The 18,290-nt window shown below is 60.1% G+C and carries 17 protein-coding genes and 1 pseudogene; 6 read left to right on the plus strand and 12 right to left on the minus strand.

What is annotated here, in order from left to right:
• Nucleotides 1-343: 343 nt before the first annotated feature.
• Nucleotides 344-2,416, minus strand: coding sequence for an AAA family ATPase (locus I6F09_RS18110; protein WP_225188679.1), 2,073 nt, complete (start codon nt 2,414-2,416; stop codon nt 344-346).
• A 50-nt stretch (nt 2,417-2,466) separates the two neighbouring features.
• The gene (locus I6F09_RS18115) at nt 2,467-2,790 is read right to left on the minus strand and encodes a hypothetical protein (protein WP_225188680.1); all 324 of its coding nucleotides are present in this window, start codon (nt 2,788-2,790) and stop codon (nt 2,467-2,469) included.
• A 1,334-nt stretch (nt 2,791-4,124) separates the two neighbouring features.
• Here I6F09_RS18115 and I6F09_RS18125 point away from each other — a divergent pair.
• Nucleotides 4,125-4,580: a hypothetical protein gene (locus tag I6F09_RS18125; RefSeq protein ID WP_225188681.1), complete on the plus strand. Its 456-nt coding sequence runs from the start codon at nt 4,125-4,127 to the stop codon at nt 4,578-4,580.
• A gap of 243 nt (nt 4,581-4,823) precedes the next feature.
• Here I6F09_RS18125 and I6F09_RS18130 read toward each other — a convergent pair whose 3' ends face one another.
• From I6F09_RS18130 to I6F09_RS18155, 6 genes and pseudogenes are all read right to left on the minus strand, one after another.
• Nucleotides 4,824-5,582 carry a hypothetical protein gene (locus I6F09_RS18130; protein ID WP_225188682.1) on the minus strand — a complete coding sequence of 253 codons (759 nt, stop codon included), beginning with the start codon at nt 5,580-5,582 and terminating at the stop codon, nt 4,824-4,826.
• Nucleotides 5,561-5,992 carry a hypothetical protein gene (locus I6F09_RS18135; protein WP_225188683.1) on the minus strand — a complete coding sequence of 144 codons (432 nt, stop codon included), beginning with the start codon at nt 5,990-5,992 and terminating at the stop codon, nt 5,561-5,563. Before I6F09_RS18135 ends, I6F09_RS18130 begins: the two co-directional genes overlap by 22 nt.
• A gap of 267 nt (nt 5,993-6,259) precedes the next feature.
• Nucleotides 6,260-6,382 (minus strand): annotated as a pseudogene (locus tag I6F09_RS18140) (SOS response-associated peptidase); the annotation flags it as partial.
• Between the two features lie 288 nt (nt 6,383-6,670).
• Nucleotides 6,671-7,147 (minus strand): hypothetical protein, encoded by a 477-nt coding sequence (locus I6F09_RS18145; protein ID WP_225188684.1) that lies wholly within the window; start codon nt 7,145-7,147, stop codon nt 6,671-6,673.
• Nucleotides 7,148-7,204: 57 nt separating this feature from the next.
• Nucleotides 7,205-7,618, minus strand: coding sequence for a hypothetical protein (locus tag I6F09_RS18150; protein WP_225188685.1), 414 nt, complete (start codon nt 7,616-7,618; stop codon nt 7,205-7,207).
• 59 nt (nt 7,619-7,677) lie between these two features.
• Nucleotides 7,678-8,178: a hypothetical protein gene (locus I6F09_RS18155; protein WP_225188686.1), complete on the minus strand. Its 501-nt coding sequence runs from the start codon at nt 8,176-8,178 to the stop codon at nt 7,678-7,680.
• Between the two features lie 151 nt (nt 8,179-8,329).
• Between I6F09_RS18155 and I6F09_RS18160 the strand changes: the two genes are divergently transcribed.
• Complete coding sequence (locus I6F09_RS18160) at nt 8,330-9,934, plus strand: MASE4 domain-containing protein (protein WP_225188687.1); 1,605 nt, start codon at nt 8,330-8,332, stop codon at nt 9,932-9,934.
• 255 nt (nt 9,935-10,189) lie between these two features.
• A complete protein-coding gene (locus I6F09_RS18165) occupies nt 10,190-10,636 on the plus strand; it encodes a 2-dehydropantoate 2-reductase N-terminal domain-containing protein (RefSeq protein ID WP_225188688.1) in 447 nt (148 codons plus the stop codon).
• Between the two features lie 664 nt (nt 10,637-11,300).
• Here the strand turns inward: I6F09_RS18165 and I6F09_RS18175 are convergent.
• Nucleotides 11,301-11,636: a DUF1330 domain-containing protein gene (locus I6F09_RS18175; protein ID WP_225188689.1), complete on the minus strand. Its 336-nt coding sequence runs from the start codon at nt 11,634-11,636 to the stop codon at nt 11,301-11,303.
• Between the two features lie 749 nt (nt 11,637-12,385).
• Nucleotides 12,386-12,796: a hypothetical protein gene (locus I6F09_RS18180; protein ID WP_225133400.1), complete on the minus strand. Its 411-nt coding sequence runs from the start codon at nt 12,794-12,796 to the stop codon at nt 12,386-12,388.
• A 289-nt stretch (nt 12,797-13,085) separates the two neighbouring features.
• Here I6F09_RS18180 and I6F09_RS18185 point away from each other — a divergent pair, with 289 nt between their 5' ends.
• Nucleotides 13,086-13,337 (plus strand): DUF2798 domain-containing protein, encoded by a 252-nt coding sequence (locus tag I6F09_RS18185; RefSeq protein ID WP_036042074.1) that lies wholly within the window; start codon nt 13,086-13,088, stop codon nt 13,335-13,337.
• 6 nt (nt 13,338-13,343) lie between these two features.
• Here the strand turns inward: I6F09_RS18185 and I6F09_RS18190 are convergent, their stop codons facing one another.
• Entirely contained in the window at nt 13,344-15,131 is a 1,788-nt protein-coding gene (locus I6F09_RS18190; protein WP_225150426.1) for a chloride channel protein, read from the minus strand.
• A gap of 13 nt (nt 15,132-15,144) precedes the next feature.
• Nucleotides 15,145-15,798 carry an L-fuculose-phosphate aldolase gene (locus I6F09_RS18195; protein WP_225188690.1) on the minus strand — a complete coding sequence of 218 codons (654 nt, stop codon included), beginning with the start codon at nt 15,796-15,798 and terminating at the stop codon, nt 15,145-15,147.
• Between the two features lie 469 nt (nt 15,799-16,267).
• Here I6F09_RS18195 and I6F09_RS18200 point away from each other — a divergent pair, with 469 nt between their 5' ends.
• Both I6F09_RS18200 and I6F09_RS18205 read left to right on the plus strand, forming a co-directional pair.
• Entirely contained in the window at nt 16,268-17,086 is an 819-nt protein-coding gene (locus tag I6F09_RS18200) for a gamma-glutamyl-gamma-aminobutyrate hydrolase family protein (RefSeq protein ID WP_244608944.1), read from the plus strand.
• A 3-nt stretch (nt 17,087-17,089) separates the two neighbouring features.
• Complete coding sequence (locus I6F09_RS18205; protein ID WP_225188691.1) at nt 17,090-18,277, plus strand: carboxylate-amine ligase; 1,188 nt, start codon at nt 17,090-17,092, stop codon at nt 18,275-18,277.
• Nucleotides 18,278-18,290 lie beyond the last annotated feature (13 nt).

The raw sequence follows: 18,290 nt of genomic DNA on the forward strand, positions 1-18,290 counted from the left end.
GTCGAGGCTTGATGGCGGACTGCACCCTCGAAGCTCTCCATGCTGCATTGCCACTTCCCGGGCTCCTCCCCATCGCGGCATCCTCTGGATCAGGCTAAGACCCACAGGAGTTGGTGCCACGAGGTTTGTTCCGCAAGAGTCACGTCTGTGGGACCGATGAAGAGAGGTAGGCCCATTGCTTTCAGTCCCGGCCCGTCCAGTGACCTTCCGACCTGCTGGTCAGCGCATTTGCGCATTTGGTGCTCCTGTGGGGAAAAGCCAAAGCGCACCCCTTTGCGCTTTTGCTTTTCCCTTAGGGCACCGGTTAATAACGCGCAGACTTGGTTGCGCGTTTGCTGCGCCATTAGATTTGGTCAAATGAGCAGGTCGTTCCGGGCCGCTTGGCGTCGTCAACGTAGAGGCCCGTCGCGGACTTTCTGGCCACCTCATTGTAATACTCGCACTCGATCAGCACCCCCGTTTTGAGCCAAGTCTGGATCATCTCTCGGGCCTGCTCCTCAGTTTTCTCGGGAGCAGCCCTACAAATGACCTTCCACGCCGCCCTCGCCCGTGCATTGGGCGCCGCGCTGTAGAGGGTCTTATCCGGCATACCATCATTGATCTCGGTTAGGATGCGATTGAGAAGGGCATTATCCATGCCCGCCCAGGTCTCGGGCGGCGTCCATAGCTCTACAGTCTGAACTTCATCCCCGTTTGGGTAGAGATCGCTTCCATTGGCCAGATTGACACCGACCAGCTTGAACCATGTCGCCGGGCCACTTGCAGGCGCCGTATTGACCTTGGCACGATCAAGCCGAATGTAACGGCGGCGTTCATTTACAGGGATGCCGAATGTCTGTGCATCCAACTCCCCCATCACCGTCAGCGTGTAGGTGAGCCTCGCAGCGTCGATTAGGGCACTCGCACCCCGACCCCGGTGGGCATCGCCGGGTTTGTCACTGCCTTTGGATGTATGATGCGGCACGTCAACGGCGATGTTATAGCCAATAGCAAGATCTGTTAGGGCCTGAGCCACATCATCTATGGCGCTATTAGAGTTCTCCTCCACCCCATGCGTCTTCACCAAGGGATCGATAATTACGCAGTCGATCGCGTTGGTCCTGATCGCCGCTTCAAGGTTGGCCTTGAGCTGCCCGTCTTCGGTTTGGCCGCGAGCGTTCATGATCTTCAATTTTCCTGCCTGCCGCCCTGGAGCTGCCAAATATAGCCAACCTTCGACTTCTGACGGTTGAATGTTGTAGTGCAACCGCGCGGCCAGCACGCGACGACGCAGCTCTTCGCGATCGTCCTCGAGGCTAACAATCAGCACGCGGCAGCGCTGAAACACATGTTCACCGGTCAAAGGGCGGCCCGTAGCGAGTGCTAATCCCTGAGCGACACGCAATGCCGTCTTGCCGGTCCCACCGTCGGCAAGCACCGAGCTTACGTACTTGCGACAGAAACTGTTGCCGAGCAGCCACTCGCGAGGCGGCGGCGGCATGACATCCTTCCCCGCGTTCCATTCGCCTAGCCCAACCGATTTCTCGCCGGTCTCCGTATCGGCGTGCTCACGGTACTTCTCCGCACTCTGAACAAGGCGGGGGATTTCATCGTATCGAGCCCGCCACCTCTCATCACGCGACGCGGACGACGCATGCATTAGTGCGCGCAACTGGTTGCATACGGCGCCCGAAGTGGCACCAGCGCGGATCATTTTGGCGGCCAAATTGCGCAAGGCGTCGTGCAGGCCACAACCCGATAGGATGTCCCGGAACAGACTCTGCCAATCGGACGCTCCGTCAGCATCCACATCTCCACCAATCGGCTTCGGGCGCGGTGCCACCCGCTCGTAACCAAAATCGCGGACCAACAGATCTGCGCTGTCGTTCACGAGCTGGCGCGCCTCGCCCTCGGCCAGACATGGCAATTCGTCTCGTCGGATGTCGCCTGGCTGCCCTCCAAACCATAAGTAGGGCCTGTTTGTTTCAGGATGGCTGCCAAAGCAGAGAACCTGCTGACCGTCCGCTAACAGTTCGATCTTTTCAGCCGTCTCGCCATTCGGGGCGATCAATTTTGCCTCGATCTTTTTGAACGGCCGCTCTGTACGAAACGGAATTGCGCGCTTCGGAGCACGTCCTATGCGAACGAGTACGCGCCCCCTGTCCTCATATCGTTTGCGCACTAGGTCCTCGACCGCTTCAGCCGCCTCTTCGTTGAGGATGTCAATGTCGAGGGTGGGAGCAAGAGAAGTTAAGATGCCAGTACTGCGCGCACTTGGATAAATTTGATCCCACAGCATGATCTCGTCGACATTGACGTCATGCTTTGTCTCCCATTTTTCCATCGGCGGTCGCTTGCCAACAATCGGCAGCGGCGAGAAGCCAGCAGTGCGTAGCTTCTTCCGGACCTCTGAGGGCAATAAGATTGCTTCTGCCATCTCTAGCGCCGTAAAACGCCCCCGGCAGCTTCGACTACCGGGGGCAAGCATCAGAACGGGACGCGATCCTTGTCGATCTCAGGCGGCGAAATCGGCCTCACGAGCACGCTCTGTTGCGCCTGCTTTTCGAAAGTTGTCTCGCCGGCGTAGAGCTCCACAACTTTCCCGATCCAGTTGTCGGACTCCCAACCGTAAGCCCGAGCTAATGTCCGGGCGTTGGTCTTGTTGAGTGAAAACAGGTCCCCGCTCTCGAACTCAAGGACCTTGGAGTCAAAGTTGCCATCTTCAATCGCCCTGATCTTTTCCCTGCGCGGCGCGTCCACAACATCAGGGTACTTGATATACGACGGGCCGATGTAGTCGCGCATATCCATGATATTCCTCCTTTCCGTCATCAGACTCCTCCCCCGCTCGCTTGGCGGCAGATGGGGGATACGAAAACCTTCTGTGCATTTTTTCTGGGAAGATGAGCGGTCGGCGCATCTTGTACGCCTTGGCTCGACGCCAACATTGCTTGAGCTTCAGCCGCAACGGACAGCCAAACCGGCTCGATGATAGCCACGCGTGAGGAGCCCGGCTTGAGCGCGCCCACGAGTTTAAGCGGCTGACGAACCGACTATGCCGGCTGATCGGAATAGTCTTGCTGCGGTCCGGCCCCACGCTGCGAGCATGAACGATCCTTGGACGCCGGAGTTGCATGTCCGGTCCTTTCCTAGCCTCTTGGCCAATTTGCGGACCGGGTGTAAAAGGCGGGTCATTTCCGTTTCGCCGCCAAGGTCCGGTCGGTTGAGAAGATGGCGCCGCCCCAGACAGGGCGGCGTTCTCTTATGCGGCAGTCTGCTCTTCGACTTCCCCACTCGGACGTTCGCGTCGATCCGCAGCGATGAGCGCTGCTTTCTCTTCTCGCTTGGCGATCCACTCATTCACGGCTTCATCCGCGATCCGAATGCCCGTGCGACCGAGTACCATCTCGCGCGGCCCCCACCCCTCACGCTTTGCCCGTTCGTACGTGGATCTCGAAATGCCAACGGAAGAGCAGAACTCATCGACGGTCCACGATGCGCGCGGCACCGGATTGCGTCGGCTATTCTCTTCGCGCGATAGACACGCCATGACATACTCCTCTTGTTGATAGCGAGCGCCTTCACTCGCCTTGTTGACGAACAGTGTGCGCGTGACCTTTGCAGACGAAAAGAAATTTGTTCGAAAATTGGGTGCTTACTTTTGCTTAGCTCCGAACTATTTAAATCCGAGAAGTCGCTGCAACACAGGCACTTCTTAAATAGCTTTCTTTAGCTTAGTCCCGAACTCGTGATCCAAGAAGCGCTCGACTGGAATTTGCAACGCGTTATCGTGCGCGCTGTTTCAAGAAATACCGAGGTGACGCGCGATGACCACCTCAAAGCGAAGCGACCGGCGTGAACTCCGGCCCATGCTCACTGAACAAATGGTTCTTGAGCTCGTCCCGATCTCACGCACCACGCTTTTCCGCCTTGAACGCGCCGGCAAATTCCCGCGCTCAGTCTACGTGAGCCCGAACCGACGCTTCTGGTTTCGTGATCAGGTGGTCGCATGGCAGACCGCCATTGATCATAATGACGAACGCAACCCGGCGCGAGGGCGTGGCAAAGGGAGGACGCGGCGACGCGTAGCCTAGTGTCCATGAACTGTGACGGCAGGATTGATTCTTGTAGTAACGGAGCGACACATGATCAATGGACTCGCACACGAGCTACTCATTCCTATCTGTCATCCTGATGCTCTACCCGACTACGTCGTAAAATCTCGGGATGAGCGCGTCTGCGCAGAGTTGCCAGCTTCAGTCACGAAGGTGGCGTGGCCGACGATGAGATTCATCAAAGCCCTTAGGCAGGTTTGGGCCAGCCCGACAGGATCTCCTCGCCGCGGCTGGTGGTATTCGCAGGAGGGCTATTGTCAGATCGTTCAAGGGATCTTCGTCGCCGTAACAAGACACCCCGGAGGATGGACGGTAGATCGGGAAGCCCTCAACCTCCCGCGTGACGAACGCGGTTTTCGAGAAATTCTTGGCATAGACGCTGGTGTGCCGGTCGTGTTTTCGCAATTCTGGTTGGCCAATCTTGCAGCCAAGAACCCTGCCAAACTCGGCCTCAGATGGCTGACCGACATTCTAGACAAACGTTAGGATTGAAGCAGCGTCGCTTGGAGGCTGACAGCAAGAACAGCGTCCTTTGTCCGTTGGCTTGCGATCCAACAGCGCGGCCCTCGCGAGGCTATCGACCGTTCAATGACTTTGCTGTCGATGTCAGCCGCGTCCTAGCTCGCAGCAGCTGCAGCTCCGTGGCCGACGCTCGGAATTCGATGGGTCACTGCGACGTTGCAGGAGGTGATCACATGCACAGCTCGACCACAGATGCTCGCCAGTCGGCTATGCGGCACGCAAAAACGCGTCGTTCGGTGCATCAATTGGAAGCAGCGTTGCTGTCCGCCCCAATACTGGGAGATGCGGCGTTTGGTTTTTTCGCGTCAGGACCGCGATGCGCGTCGGAGCCCCGACTCCGATATCTTGTACGTCTAGAAATTTCGTCACAGCGCTATTTACGGCGTTGGCGTTCGGACTAATTACTTCAAAGAGCGCAACATGGTCATCAGCTTCCACCGCAGCATCGAACTCCCACGTATCCGACTTGCCCCTGATCTTTGCCCTTTGCTTGATTTTTCTATGGTCGTAGACGCGATCTAGCTTATCCCAAAGCGCGGCCCGCGCGTCAGCGTGTTCGGTCATGGCAAGAATGGTGGCCGTATTCTCGACGGCGGTCTTTGCCGCGTTCGCGACAGATGCGACAACGACAACCAGCTCCTCAACCCCGACCTCCATCTCGAAAATCATGTTTCGGCCAAAGCGGACGCCGAAACGCTCGGCAACATCGCCAGCAAGTCGCACGAACGTTTTCTCGCCGCCCATGAGACCGGCTTCTCGTCGCGCTCCTCCGGCATCGCTGACGAGAAAGCCATCGCGCAGACGAGAGATTTCGACGCCGACCATTGAGCCGCCAGGGTAAAGCAGCGGCAGAGACAGACGCGCGGCGTCCGTCGCTGGGGTGATCCGGATGAGAGCCCGGGCCACTTCGTCCGCTATCTGGGCAATGGATTTTTGGAGTTCGATCAGAGCAAGTACTCCTGCCAATGCGGGGTGGGGAAATCGTCCAGCCCTTGGATATTAAACTCTTGCGCCACCGTACGCAAAAAGCCCCGAAAACTCGTTAACGGTTCCGCGACCGGCACGGCAATGGGCAGATTGTAAGGGGGCAGAAAGGCTTTGCCCCCGACCTTCGCGTTGTCCTCGAAGCGGTGGACGTGGCTTTCTTCGACCACCGGTGGCACGTGTCCCAAACCTGCAGTTTTGCGAGCGAGAGTGTTGAAGTGTGGGTCAGCGGGCCAAGCGTCAACGCGGGCGATGTTCACAAATGAACGTCGGCCACCCGTGATCTCCAGCGTCGCCGTTACCTCATGCTGGCGGCGATAGGCCCAAGCACTTAATCGAAGCCGGACGCCTTCCAGACCGACCCCGTTTTCGTCGCCCAGCGGAATGACCACCTCCGTTGTCTCAGCGGCTACGGTATGCAGATCCGATCTCGACATGGGCTTAGTGCTCGGCGTAGGCGGCTCCGGATCGGACCACGAGGGCCATGACATAAGCGTCTTGCGCGCTGCGGCTGTTTCAGCCCAACGTCGGTCAACCACCGGCTCCTTTGGTTTTGCCGTTTTCCCCGCCACGCCCGCCGCCCTAAACACCTGACGATTGTACAACCCGGGGGCGTCGTCGCAAGGCTTGAGAAGGCCGATTGTTTCGGGAAGGGTCAGTTACTGTGGTGCAGCAAGGGCGACATCCTCCTTATCTCCTCCCCTTGCGACAATCTTGAGCGCGTCATCTGGCAGCGGGCGTTGCAATGCCCTGACCCACGATGCGCGCATCCACGCATCTCGGAAAGACGCCGGCATCGGCGCGAGGTTGCCGACGTATCGGTTAACGACGCGAAGCAGCGCAGCGATGGCGGCTTGGTTGGACTATGGCTTTTGCCAGTACAGCAGCTCAGGGAAAGTCGCCCAGAACTCCCTTATCGCCGCGGCAAATTCGGAAACCTGCTCATCCGATACCTCCAGCCATTCATGATCGAGATGGCCGTCGAAGATTTTAAATTCTCGCATCGGATTGTTGAGATACTGAGGATATTTGTCGTGTAGCTCGTCAAGCGATCTTCCTTTGCCATGCTTCTAGACGTTCACGACCAAGCGACAGGCATCGATCCTTGGAAAGAATGCAAGTGCGGTACAGTCCCAGCCGAACTCCTTGAGAATATCAAAAAGGTTCCGGACATCCTTTACCCAAGCATGTTGTTTCACTGCGGCGGCTTTGAAATAGTGACGCATCTCCAGTTCAAGGAATTTCCGAAGTTCCTTTTCCCACTGGTGATACATTCCAGCAACGGCGCTCAGCGTCGCTTGTTTCCTTAGGTCGTCGAGTAGCGAATAGAACTCAAGGGCATTATCGTTCGCTGTCTCGGCCACATGCGCCAAATCGTAGAAATCGTATTCGCTGCCTGGCGAGCTTCCGATGCGCTCATATTCATCTTCGGCATATTTCTCGGCTTCTGCTTCGATCTCCGAGAATTGAGCAAGGATGCGCGCGCGCATCTGTTGAACAAAAAAATCGTGCTGTTTGATGAGCTTGTGACGCCAACCGAAGGTCATGTGGAGTTGGGGTTGTATCATCGGTCGCGCAGTCCCAGTTCAATCCAATCAGTCATCCTACCGCCCCCCGGGCCACCATGTTGACGGCGGACTGCTGGTCGAAATCTTTGTCGGTCGCAGCGCGACCAGTTGGCTGCGCTTGTACGGATAGCCGCGCACCTGCGAGCAGTTTTTGCACCGCATGTACCGCTCCAGCTCATGAACCTGCGTGCACTTTGGCCGCCGAACGATGTCCAGAGCAAAGGTCTGGTTGGTGTCGCAGCCGATACACCGCACCTCCAGATAGCCGTAAGCGGCGTTGAGCGCATCGCCCAGCGTTGAGGACGGCTGGGCCGGTCCCTTGAAGCCAAGCATGCGAGCGTTCCGCGCTTCGACCGCGAGCCGGTCTGCTTTCTTGCGTGCTTCCGCCGCCTGCTCGGCCGCTGCCCGAACGGACGCGCCGTAGATGCTCTCGAGAGATTTGGTGCCCATGACCGCGAAAGATCGCCCAAAGGTCCGGCAGTCGGCAAGCCGCTACGGATAGCAGCCAATCACGCGGCGACCACAACCGAACGGTCAAGGGCGCGAACGCCGCTGCCCTCAGTCCTCCCCGCCGAGCGGCGGCTCTCCCATTCGTCCGCCTTGGCGAGAGCAGCTTCCGCCAGCTCGCGTCTGATCTGTAGCACTACGGCGTCGATGGTGCGCCGCACCTGCATGTCGCGCGAGCACCGGGCCGCGGTGCCCGACACGTGCGTCAGGGTGATGCCCGCGCGTTGATCGATCAGAGCATCGACCTCGTCAGCCTCACTGCGCGACGATTGCTGCCGTTCGCGCCGCAAGTGCCGGAGGTACGCAACGCGGCTCTGGTCGAGCGGGAAGCCGTCACTCTGTCGCTGGATCACGCCCTCGGCTTCGAGCTTGTCGGGATAGGTCCGGCTGCAGTCGAGGTGAGCGGCCGGCACCGATGCACTGACCGTCGCGGGCTTTCTAGATCGCGCTGGAGGGACGGGCTCGACGACGGGCGGGCCTCCAACGGTAACGGTCTCAGGCATCGTCATGGATCCTGCTGCGTTGCAGAAGGATAGCTCACTTCTACATCCGACGCATAGGACCTTGGCTTATCTGGTTCGGGAAAGATGCATCATTGCACGAGCGCCAAAGCCTTCGGTATGTTGCGAACATCGGCCGCCGATAGGACCAGAAATGCTGAACGATGATCCACGCCAGTTTGTGCTGACTGCAGATCGCGATCCTCCGATGGTGGTCGCCTTGATGCCTTACACCGCGCCCCACCGAGCGGTAGCTGTCGGTGTCGTGGTCGTCTTGCTGGCCGTTTCAGCGCTTATTCTTCCTTTCGTGAGCCGACAACCCGGGAGAATTGACAGTTTCATTCCCGTTGTTCAGACGGTAATGAGCGCAGCGGATCTGATAACGGCGACCCTGTTATTTGCGCAATACGCGGTGCAGCCACACAGCGCATTGCTCGCCGTAGCTGGCGGATACATCTTCGCTGGTTCGTTTGCTTTCCTACAGACACTCAGCTTTCCCGGCAGCTACGCCCCAAACGGGCTCATAGGTGACGTTTACAACACGCCAGCTTGGTTTTTTGTCCTTTGGTACACCACTTTTCCGCTCAGTATTCTTGCCTATGCGCTGATGAAGGACAGGGGAAAGACGTCAAGGCTCTCGACGAAGGCAAGTATAGCAATAACGCTGGCTTGGGTGTTTGGGACAATAGCTCTGCTCTCATTTTTGGCGATAAAGGAAACTAAGCATCTGCCGCAGTTTTTCACGACAGGTCTTATGCTGCAGACACCGCTCAGCAATCAATTTAACATCGGTCTATCGCTGTTGGGTTGCCTCGTGCTTCTGGTGCTTTTTGTCCGAAGGCGCACGGTGCTCGATCTGTGGCTGATGGTCACATTGTTTGCAGCGCTTCCCAACTTTCTTGTGGCGATATATGCGGGCTCCACTCGGTTTTCAGTAGGATGGTACACCGCTCGTGGATTTGCGCTGATCGCAAGCTGTTTGCTGCTGGCCGTATTGGTCACAGAGATGACTGTGCTCTATTCGCGGCTGGCCAGCGCCTTAGTGATGCAGCGGAGGGAGCGTGCCAACCGAATTGATAGCATTGATGCAGCCACCGCGGCGATCGCTCACGAAATCAGGTCACCGCTGGGAGCAATAACGCTGGATGCGGACACCGCTCAGCAGCAACTTGCCGCACAACCTCCTAAGGTCGATGAGGCGCGCGCCATCCTCAAGGACATTGGAGTAGCCAGCCTTAGGGTCAACGAAACAATCGCAAGCGTTCGCGCGCTGTTTAAGGATGCTGCCTATCAACCAGCCGTGGCCCTGATCAGCATTGAGGACATCGCGCGGCAAGTGTTACGGTTGCTGCAGCACGAACTGCAGTTCAATGAAGTTCTCGTGGCGACGGAGTTTCGGACCGAAGCTACTTTCGTGCGTGCTGATCCCCGACAGCTACAGCAGGTAGTACTGAACTTGTTGAAAAACGCCATCGAGGCGATGGTTTCCATTCCCCCAAGCAGCCGACGATTGACCATCGAAACTCGGATTGATCAAAGCTCTTTCGTTCAATTGTCGGTCCAGGATACTGGCATCGGCGTGCCCCCGCCGGAGCAGAAGCGGATATTTGAGCCGTTCCATACGACCAAACCGGCGGGCATGGGATTGGGTTTGGCGATATGCTCCACGATTATCGAGAGGTATGAAGGTCGTTTGTTTCTCAGCAAATCGGGGCCCCAAGGCTCGACATTTGTGATATCACTACCTGTGGCAAGATAGATTTGGAGCAGACCTTCTGACGAGCCCCGCAACTGCAACCACGAATTTTTTCCCGCCAAATATCGACAATAGGGGCGGTCGCACGTCCCCCCGCAGTAGCAGCACCGTCATAAGACCCTGATGGCCGCCTGCAGGGGACCGACTGCCGCCACCCGAACACCCACAGTTGTGTCCCGTTAGATCATTAACTCTATCCCAAAGGCTACTCGTCATGCTTTGATGCTTCTTCCAAAGCGGCGGACATGGGAGCAGCAAATGCGGTACCTAATATTAGGTGCGGGCGCGCTCGGCGGCTATTTTGGCGGAATGCTAATCAAAGGCGGCGCTGACGTGACATTCCTCGTCCGGCCCAAGCGCGCCGCCCAACTTGAGCAGCACGGCCTGATCGTAAAGCTACAGGATGGCAGTGAACTCCGGACGAAGGTCAAGACTGTTGAGCAGCCGAAGCTGAATGGGACGTACGATGTTATTCTGCTGTGCTGCAAGGCCTACGATTTAGACGGTGCCATGGGCGCAATGGCTCAGGCCATGGCCGAACACAGCGTGATCGTTCCCGTACTGAATGGCGTTCGTCATATAGATGTTCTAACGGAACGGTTCGGCCAAGCGCGTGTGCTGGGCGGTCTAACGACCATCAATACCGCCTTGATGCCGGACGGACCATCCAGCAGAGCCAGTTACGGATCAATCTCAACGTCATAGGAGAGCTGGACGGCCGGCCTTCCGACCGTTGTGCAGCGATCAAAGCCGCGCTGGAAGCAGGCGGAATCCCCGTACAGATCAGCGACAACATAATCGCGATGATGTGGGCCAAATTCTTCGGTTTTGTTATCAGCGCGACAGTAGCAACCTTGACGAGGTCCCGGGCGGGGGCAATTGCCGCGTCAGCGTCCGGACCATCGTTTGTTTCTAATGTAATTGATGAATGCACGAGTGCGGTGACGGCGGCAGGTTATCCGCCAGCCCCCCCACCTGCTCCTGATACGGCCGGCATTATGCGTGGCATGTTTTCTCAAGCGGGATCGACCTACGGGCCGTCAATGCTGATCGATATGGAAGATGGGAAGCCCACAGAAGGCGAGCATACGATTGGTGATTTAGCGGAACGCGCAGCCCGGCTGGGCATCAGTGCGCCTCTTCTTGGGGCTGCTCGATGCAATCTCCAAGCCTATGAATTCAATCGAGCCCGATCGACGTAGCCCCGCTGTCACTGCAACCAAGGATCTTGGGCGCGCTCTCGCGTCCCTCCGAGAGCCGCATCGTTCAAAGGACGATGATGGCACCGCTAGCGGCGAATGCCAGCGGGTGAACGTCCGATCTGCGGGAACGAGGCCTGCGGCCATTGCAACAACGCGCGGGTTGTGGCTCAAGACTGCCGCTTGAGGTGTGGCATACGTTCTTCGGCGGGGACGAAACCGCCGTCAATAATGAATAATTCTGTATCAGCCACGCCGTCCCTGATTTGCTTGGCCTTTTGATAGGCCGGACTTTCATACCAACGCTTGGCTGTGTCCAAATCGGGAAATTCAATCACGACGGCACCCTCAAGCGGACCCATCACTTCCAATGCGGTGAGCGGAGTGTAAATGGCCAAGCGCTTGGCACCCAGACCCTCAAAGGACGGGCCCGCTGCCTTCCAATACTCGTCGAGTTTCTTCCAATCATGCACGCCTCTGTTCAGTGCAATCATGTAAGCAGGCATTCTTAGGCTCCATTGTCTTCCTAAGCATTGGCAAGAATTGAATTGCCGCGCTGGGCAGTAAAGCTTGACGCAAATCAACGTTTGGGTGGGTCGAGGCTTTCGCTCAGGGGCCATGATCACGAAGCACGTTCGCGCCGCAAGGCTCAGCGCACCCCTGCGAAACTAGGGCCTATCAGGGCCCAGCAGGCTCGGGCGGGCATCTCGCTCCTGCGAACGAATATCAGAATTATTCTTTAATTTCAAGAATTTGCCCTCCATTTTTGGAGGCGAAAAAAAGCACTGGACGCCAGGACCACACGGTTTTGCCGTACGCGCGGTCCGTTGGCGCCGCAGGGTTCGACGGCGTTGTGCACGTTGCCATCGAAATGCCGGCGCGACGAACCTGACAGCGCCGCTCGTCCGTACGAAGCTTAGGGGCTCACGGAGAGCAATCCGCCCTGCCCTCAGCTCTCGTACACGACGCTGCCGCGTCCACCGCAAGCCCGGCTCGCGACAATGACGACCTCATGATCGCCCCTCGAGATTGAGCCGGGATGGGCGACACATACGTCATTTCCGAATTTCGGTAAAGCGGAATATTTTCGCGCGAGCGGGTTGACAGCGCCGCGACACACCTCGGTCCCGTAGCCTGGATGGAGCGAAAGCGTAATCCGGGACAGCGCAAGATGCCGAGCGCGCAGCCCCGGATTACGCTTTCGCTCCATCCGGGCCACGAGAGACGAGATTGAGCTCGTCGAGACCTGGAGAGCTCAGTACGGTGCGTAACGATAGCCCGGATCGTAGTAGTAGCCGGAACCGCCGTAGTAACCAGGGCCGCCGTAGTAACGCGGGCCATAGCCATAATAATAGCGGTTTTCATAATATTCGCGGCGGCGGCTCTCGGCGATCGCGCCTCCGATCAGACCTGCGGCCATGCCCATGAAGGCGAGACCCGCGGCATTCGGCCCGCGTCGATAGTAACGCCGCCGGTGCGAGCTGAAATCGGTGACGTCGGAGGCAGCCTGGCCGGCAACGACCGCCTTGACAGCCGACTTGGCGGCCGGTGTCCCGGCCGAAGCCGCTGCGGACGGGGATGCGGAAGCCGCAATCAGGGCGAGGCCAGCGAGCGCGACCACGATCGTGTTGCGGCCGGCTGCGGAAATCACGGGTCCAATACTCATGTTCGAATTTCCTCTGTTCTCGCCCAAAGAAACATAAGCAAACGATCTATAATCCGCAAACCACTGAAATGGTTTCATGATCGCGGCGATCTGCCACGCTTTGAACGATTGTAAATCCCGAACGATCAGACCCAGCTTGAACCAGCCAACCTGAGCGGTTAATGAACGGCCGCGCCGTTTTCGGTCGCCGTAAGCGTTTACGTGAACCAACGCATCAACCGACGCCGTCGGGATCGATGCCATTTTCCAGGTTCACCGAGATCGACGCGCCCTTTCCTAGAGAAACCAGATGATTGTGGTTCGCAAACTGCCGGCGCGCTATGCGCCGATCGTGACGCCATTCGTGCTGTCCATCCTCATGACGGCGGTGGTATCGGTCATTTCGACGCTGCGGAGCCTGGGGGCAACGCCGGCGTTCCTGGCGGCCTGGCCGGGCGCCTGGGGACTGTCCTGGCTCGTCGCCTTCCCGACCCTGCTCCTGGTGCTGCCGCTGGTCCGCCGGATCGTGGCCTGGCTCGTCGCAGCACCACCCGGCCGGTAACCGCGCCTACGACAGCGCCCCCAGCACGCCTCTCGTCGCCTTGTCGATTTCCTCGACATAGCGGCGGCGGGCGAAGCTCTCGGTGAGGAAGCCGACCACCTTGCGGCTGTCGGTGGAATCGACCACCGCCAGCATCTCCGCCTCGGCTTCGTCGAACACCGCCATCGCCGACTTCACGTTCATTTCCGGGATCAGCACGATGTCGATCAGGCGGGCGAGCTCGACCACCTGGATGTCGTCGGCGATGGTGTCGAGGTCGCTGGAGAACAAATCGGGCAGCAGGACGAGGCCGATATATTCGTCAGTATTGTTGACGATGACGATTCCCGGCCGCGAGCCGAGCGCGAACTCGCGGCGCGCGGCGGCGATCGTCGTGGTCGAGGGCACCTTGCCGACGTCCGAGCGCATCAGGCGCTCGACCGTGAGATTGCGCAGCCAGCCGACGTCGTTGGCGCTGCGGATGGTCTCGCCGCGCAGATGCAGGCGCCAGGTCGAGAAGGAATGGCCGAACATGAAGCGCACGCAGATCGAGGTCACGATGCAGCCGGCCAGCACCACGGCGGTGACGTCGACGTTACGTGTCATCTCGAGCACGAGGAACGACATCGTGAGCGGGCCGCCGACGATAGCGACGCCGAGCGTCGCCATGCCAGTCAACATCGCCACCAGCGGATCGATCGCGAAGTTCGGGCTGATGAGCAGCAGCACCGCGGCAAAGAACTTTCCGATCAGGCTGCCGACGAACAGCGAGGCGAAGAACAGGCCGCCGCGAAAGCCGGAGGCGAGCGAGATCAGGCAGGCCGTCACCTTCAAGGCGATGATCAGCGCGATCAGGCCGATCGTCATGTCGTGGAAGAGATCGAGCACCATGGCGCCATGGCCGGCCGCGAGAACCTGCGGCGTGATGATGGCGAACCCGCCGACGATGAGCCCGCCGATCACAGGACGCAGCCAGACCGGCATCCAGGCGAACAGCCGCTCGAACATCGGCGAGGAGCGCATCACGGCGATGCCGACGCCGCTGGTGATGAGGGCGAGCCCGATCAGTGCCAGATATTGCTCGACGCCGACGGCGCTGACCTTGGGTATCTCCAGCGAGTATGGCGCGCCGCCCAGCCATTGCGCGGTCAAGGCGCCCGCGAGGGAGGCGGCGAGGATCGGCGCGGCACTGCCTACGGCATAGACGCCGACGATCAGCTCGCAGGCATAGAAGGCGCCGGTGATTGGCGCGCCGAACGCCGCCGCGATCGCCGCCGCGGCCCCGCAGCCGACCATCAGGCGCAGATCGTTGCGGCGGAGATTGAAGAATTTGCCGATCAACGAGGCGATGCCCGAACCGATCTGGGTGTAGCCCGCCTCGAGGCCGACGGAGGCGCCGCAGCCGTTCGAGATCAGGGTCTGGCCTGCGACCACCCCGCTGTCGCGCATCGACAGATTGCCGCCCCGCAGCGCGTTTGCCTCGATCGGATCGACCGCGTTCGATATCTTCATGCGCCGCCGCGACCATTCCATGATTCCGAGCACCAGCCCGCCGAGCGCAGGCGCGATCAGTGCCGCCCATGGGCTGACGCTCGCGTGGGCCGACAGGTGGACGTCAATGGGAATGCCGTAGATCACGACATGCGCGATCTGCGCGATGTGGGCCATCAGCGTCACGACCGCGCCCGCGAGCGTGCCGATCACGAGCGCCAGCGGGATCAGGTAGAACTCGTTGCTGCGCAGCAGGGCGCGCAGCCGAACCATGGTGCGGTTCGTCTTCTTGCGATCCACGAGATGTTTGATCCGCACTAACACCGTCTGGCCCGCCCTACCCTTCCGACAGGCCGTAGCCGGCCATGCGCTGACGGACCCGCTCGATCTCCTCGCTCGGGAGCAGCGGCGGTTGTCCGATCTGCAGACAGCCGTGATATTGCCGCGCCAGCGTCTCGACCTCGACCGCCAGCCACATCGCCTTGTCCAGGGTCTTGCCGATCGCGATCATGCCGTGATGATCGAGCAGGCAGGCGAGCCGGCCCTCCAGCGCCCGCACGGCGTGCTCGGACAGCTCCGCCGTTCCGAACGTCGCGTAGGGCGCGCAGCGGATGCTGTCGCCGCCCGCCGCCGCGATCATGTAATGCAGGGGCGGGATCTCCATGCCCATGATCGCCAGGATGGTGCAATAGGTCGGATGGGCATGCACGACGGCGTTGACGTCGGGCCGCGACTTCAGGATGTCGCGATGAAAGCGCCATTCGCTCGACGGCTTCTGGTCGGGCGCGTGCGAGCCGTCCATGGCCATGAAGACGATCTGGTCCGGACGCATGGCCTCATAGGGCACGCTGGTCGGCGTGACCAGGAGGCCGTCCACATGCCGGACGCTGATATTGCCCGATGTGCCCTGGTTGATGCCGAGCGCGTTCATGCGCCGGCAGGCGTCGATAATGGCCTGTCTCTTGCCGAGCTCGTCCGCTGTCATCGACATGTCGATTTCCTGTCGAGGGCTTGTTGGACCGAGTTACGTCAAAGCAACATGACAGTGCAAGCGAAAGCGTCCCGGATCCCGTGACACTCCGGCCGAACGGGATAGCGACAGGTTAACAGATTGTCGCAGCTGCTGGGGCAGGCCGATCCGGACCGACCCCGTTGATAACGAACTGCACGGAATAGGCGGCGAGCAGCATGCCGAGGACGCGCGAGAGCCATAACAAAAGTTAAGGCTGGTGCGGAGGCAATGAGATCGAACGGTGCAATCGCAAAGCAACCATTCCCGACGATTGCCGTTTCACTGTGCATCGATACACGAACAGAAGCAGCCGAAGCAATTGCACGAGCCCCGTTCCAGAATTGATCCGCACGATCCCGTTGCCTGCAGCCGTTGGGCACTTCGATTAGGGACAAACGTCAGAGAGCTCAAGGCGGCGATTCATCAATTCGGCAGCGCAGCGGATGCCGTGGCGTACGGCCTTCAGCAGTGGCGGCGTAGCGCCTCGCGCGGGCAGTGGCAGGGGCGCAGCGGCGCACCACAGATCGGCATTCTCTCCGATTCCATGGTCGCGCGCGGCGAACAGCTCGCCGCCGTTTCGATGGTCTGCGTCAATGCGATCGGCCTCGTCGCCGGCGCCGTGCCGCGGATTCTGCCCGCGGCGCCGGAGGCTGACATCGATGCCTATCTGGACAGGCTCGACGGCCTCTTCGTCGGCGGCGGACAGACCAACGTCCATCCGTCCCGCTATGGACAAACGGTCGACGAGAAGCGTGACGGCCCGTTCGACGAATTCCGCGACGAGGTCGCGCTGCGCCTGATCCCGCGGGCGCTGGCGCGGGGCATCCCCGCTCTGTTCATCTGTCGCGGCTTCCAGGAGCTGAACGTCGCTTTCGGCGGCACGCTGGCGAAAGAGCCAGACGATTTGCCCGAGGAGCAACGCCATGGCACGCCCGACGCGGACAACGAGGATGCCCGCTATCGGCTGCGGCAGAAGGTGGCCTTGCGCAAGGGCGGCGTCCTGCAGCAGATCTGCGGCGCGGATTCGATTCTAGTGAATTCGCTGCACAGCTTCCTGATCGCCGATCTCGCACCGGGTCTCGTCGCGGAGGCCGTCGCTGACGACGGCTCGATCGAGGCCGTCAGCGTCGAGGGCGCCAGCGATTTTGCGCTCGGCACGCTTTTCCATCCCGATTATTGGGCGAGCTCCGACCACGCCTCGGCGCGCATTCTGGCGGCTTTTGGAGACGCGGTTCGCCGCCACGCCAAGGCACAAGGGGCGGCGTAGGCGATGCACCGCTACCGCTTCGGCATCGAGGAGGAATATTTTCTGGTCAACCGCCAGTCCGCGGCGCCGCGATCCGAGCTGCCCAAGCCCTACATGGCCGCGGCGCAGAAGCGCCTCGGCGAGCGGCTGACCACCGAGATCCTGCAATCGCAGATCGAGGTGGCGACGCCGCCGCTGACGTCTTCGACCGATGCGCTGGCCGAGCTCGCGCATTATCGCGCGGTGCTCACCGAGGTCGGCAAGGACCACGGCGTCGGCATCATCGCGGCCGGCACACACCCGCTGGCGCAGCCGCAGCAGCAGCGCATGACGCGCAAGCGTCGCTACAGCAAGGTCATCAGCGATCTCGGGATGGTCGGCCTCGGCAACCCGATCAGCGGACTGCACGTCCATGTCGAGGTCCCCGAGCCCGATTTGCGCGTCGAGATCATGCACCGCCTGGTGCCGTTCCTGCCGCTGCTGCTGGCGCTCTCGACCTCCTCGCCGTTCTGGTGCGGCTACCCGACGGGATTGCTGGGCTACCGCAATGCCGCCAACGATGCCCTGCCCCGGACCGGCTTTCCCGAGATGTTTCGGAACCTTTCCGAATACGAGACCTACGTGAAGACCTTGGTCGATGCCGGCATCGTCCCCAACGCCACCTATGTCTGGTGGGCGCTGCGGCCCTCGCTGCAGCATCCGACTCTCGAGCTGCGCATCACCGATTGCTGCACGGCGATCGCGGATTCGGTGGCGATCGCGGCGCTGTTCCGCGCGCTGGTCCGCCACGCCGTCCACCATCCCGAGCTGAACGCCACCTACTCGGCCGTGCATCGCGCGCTGGTCGAGGAGAATCGCTGGCGCGCCCAGCGCTACGGAACCGACGGCACCTATATCGACCTGGTCTCGTTCGAGCCGGTCTCGTTCAGAAGCTGGCTCGATTCGGTGATCGCCATGGTGGCACCCCACGTCGACCATCTCGGCATCGAAGACGACATCCAGCATCTGAAGTCGATCCCCAAGCGCGGCACGTCGGCCCACCTTCAGCTCGAATATTTTCGCGGCTTGCGCAAGTTCGGCCACTCGCCGCGGGAAGCAATCAGCGACGTGACGAAATGGCTGCGGACTTCCACCGAAGCCGGAGACTTCACCGCCCGGGGCGGCGAGCCGAAAGCGCAAGCGGTGCGGCAACCGCTGACCGACCTGGTCTGACGTCGCCGGCTGC

This window comes from Bradyrhizobium sp. IC3195, from assembly GCF_020193585.1.
Classification (GTDB): Bacteria; Pseudomonadota; Alphaproteobacteria; order Rhizobiales; family Xanthobacteraceae; genus Bradyrhizobium; species Bradyrhizobium yuanmingense.

Coding starts and splice junctions, on each gene's coding strand:
- I6F09_RS18110 (WP_225188679.1), bottom strand. CDS start 2,416: ATGGCAGAAGCAATCTTATTGCCCTCAGAGGTCCGGAAGAAGCTACGC.
- I6F09_RS18115 (WP_225188680.1), bottom strand. CDS start 2,790: ATGGATATGCGCGACTACATCGGCCCGTCGTATATCAAGTACCCTGAT.
- I6F09_RS18125 (WP_225188681.1), top strand. CDS start 4,125: ATGATCAATGGACTCGCACACGAGCTACTCATTCCTATCTGTCATCCT.
- I6F09_RS18145 (WP_225188684.1), bottom strand. CDS start 7,147: ATGACCTTCGGTTGGCGTCACAAGCTCATCAAACAGCACGATTTTTTT.
- I6F09_RS18150 (WP_225188685.1), bottom strand. CDS start 7,618: ATGGGCACCAAATCTCTCGAGAGCATCTACGGCGCGTCCGTTCGGGCA.
- I6F09_RS18155 (WP_225188686.1), bottom strand. CDS start 8,178: ATGCCTGAGACCGTTACCGTTGGAGGCCCGCCCGTCGTCGAGCCCGTC.
- I6F09_RS18160 (WP_225188687.1), top strand. CDS start 8,330: ATGCTGAACGATGATCCACGCCAGTTTGTGCTGACTGCAGATCGCGAT.
- I6F09_RS18165 (WP_225188688.1), top strand. CDS start 10,190: ATGCGGTACCTAATATTAGGTGCGGGCGCGCTCGGCGGCTATTTTGGC.
- I6F09_RS18175 (WP_225188689.1), bottom strand. CDS start 11,636: ATGCCTGCTTACATGATTGCACTGAACAGAGGCGTGCATGATTGGAAG.
- I6F09_RS18180 (WP_225133400.1), bottom strand. CDS start 12,796: ATGAGTATTGGACCCGTGATTTCCGCAGCCGGCCGCAACACGATCGTG.
- I6F09_RS18185 (WP_036042074.1), top strand. CDS start 13,086: ATGATTGTGGTTCGCAAACTGCCGGCGCGCTATGCGCCGATCGTGACG.
- I6F09_RS18195 (WP_225188690.1), bottom strand. CDS start 15,798: ATGTCGATGACAGCGGACGAGCTCGGCAAGAGACAGGCCATTATCGAC.
- I6F09_RS18205 (WP_225188691.1), top strand. CDS start 17,090: ATGCACCGCTACCGCTTCGGCATCGAGGAGGAATATTTTCTGGTCAAC.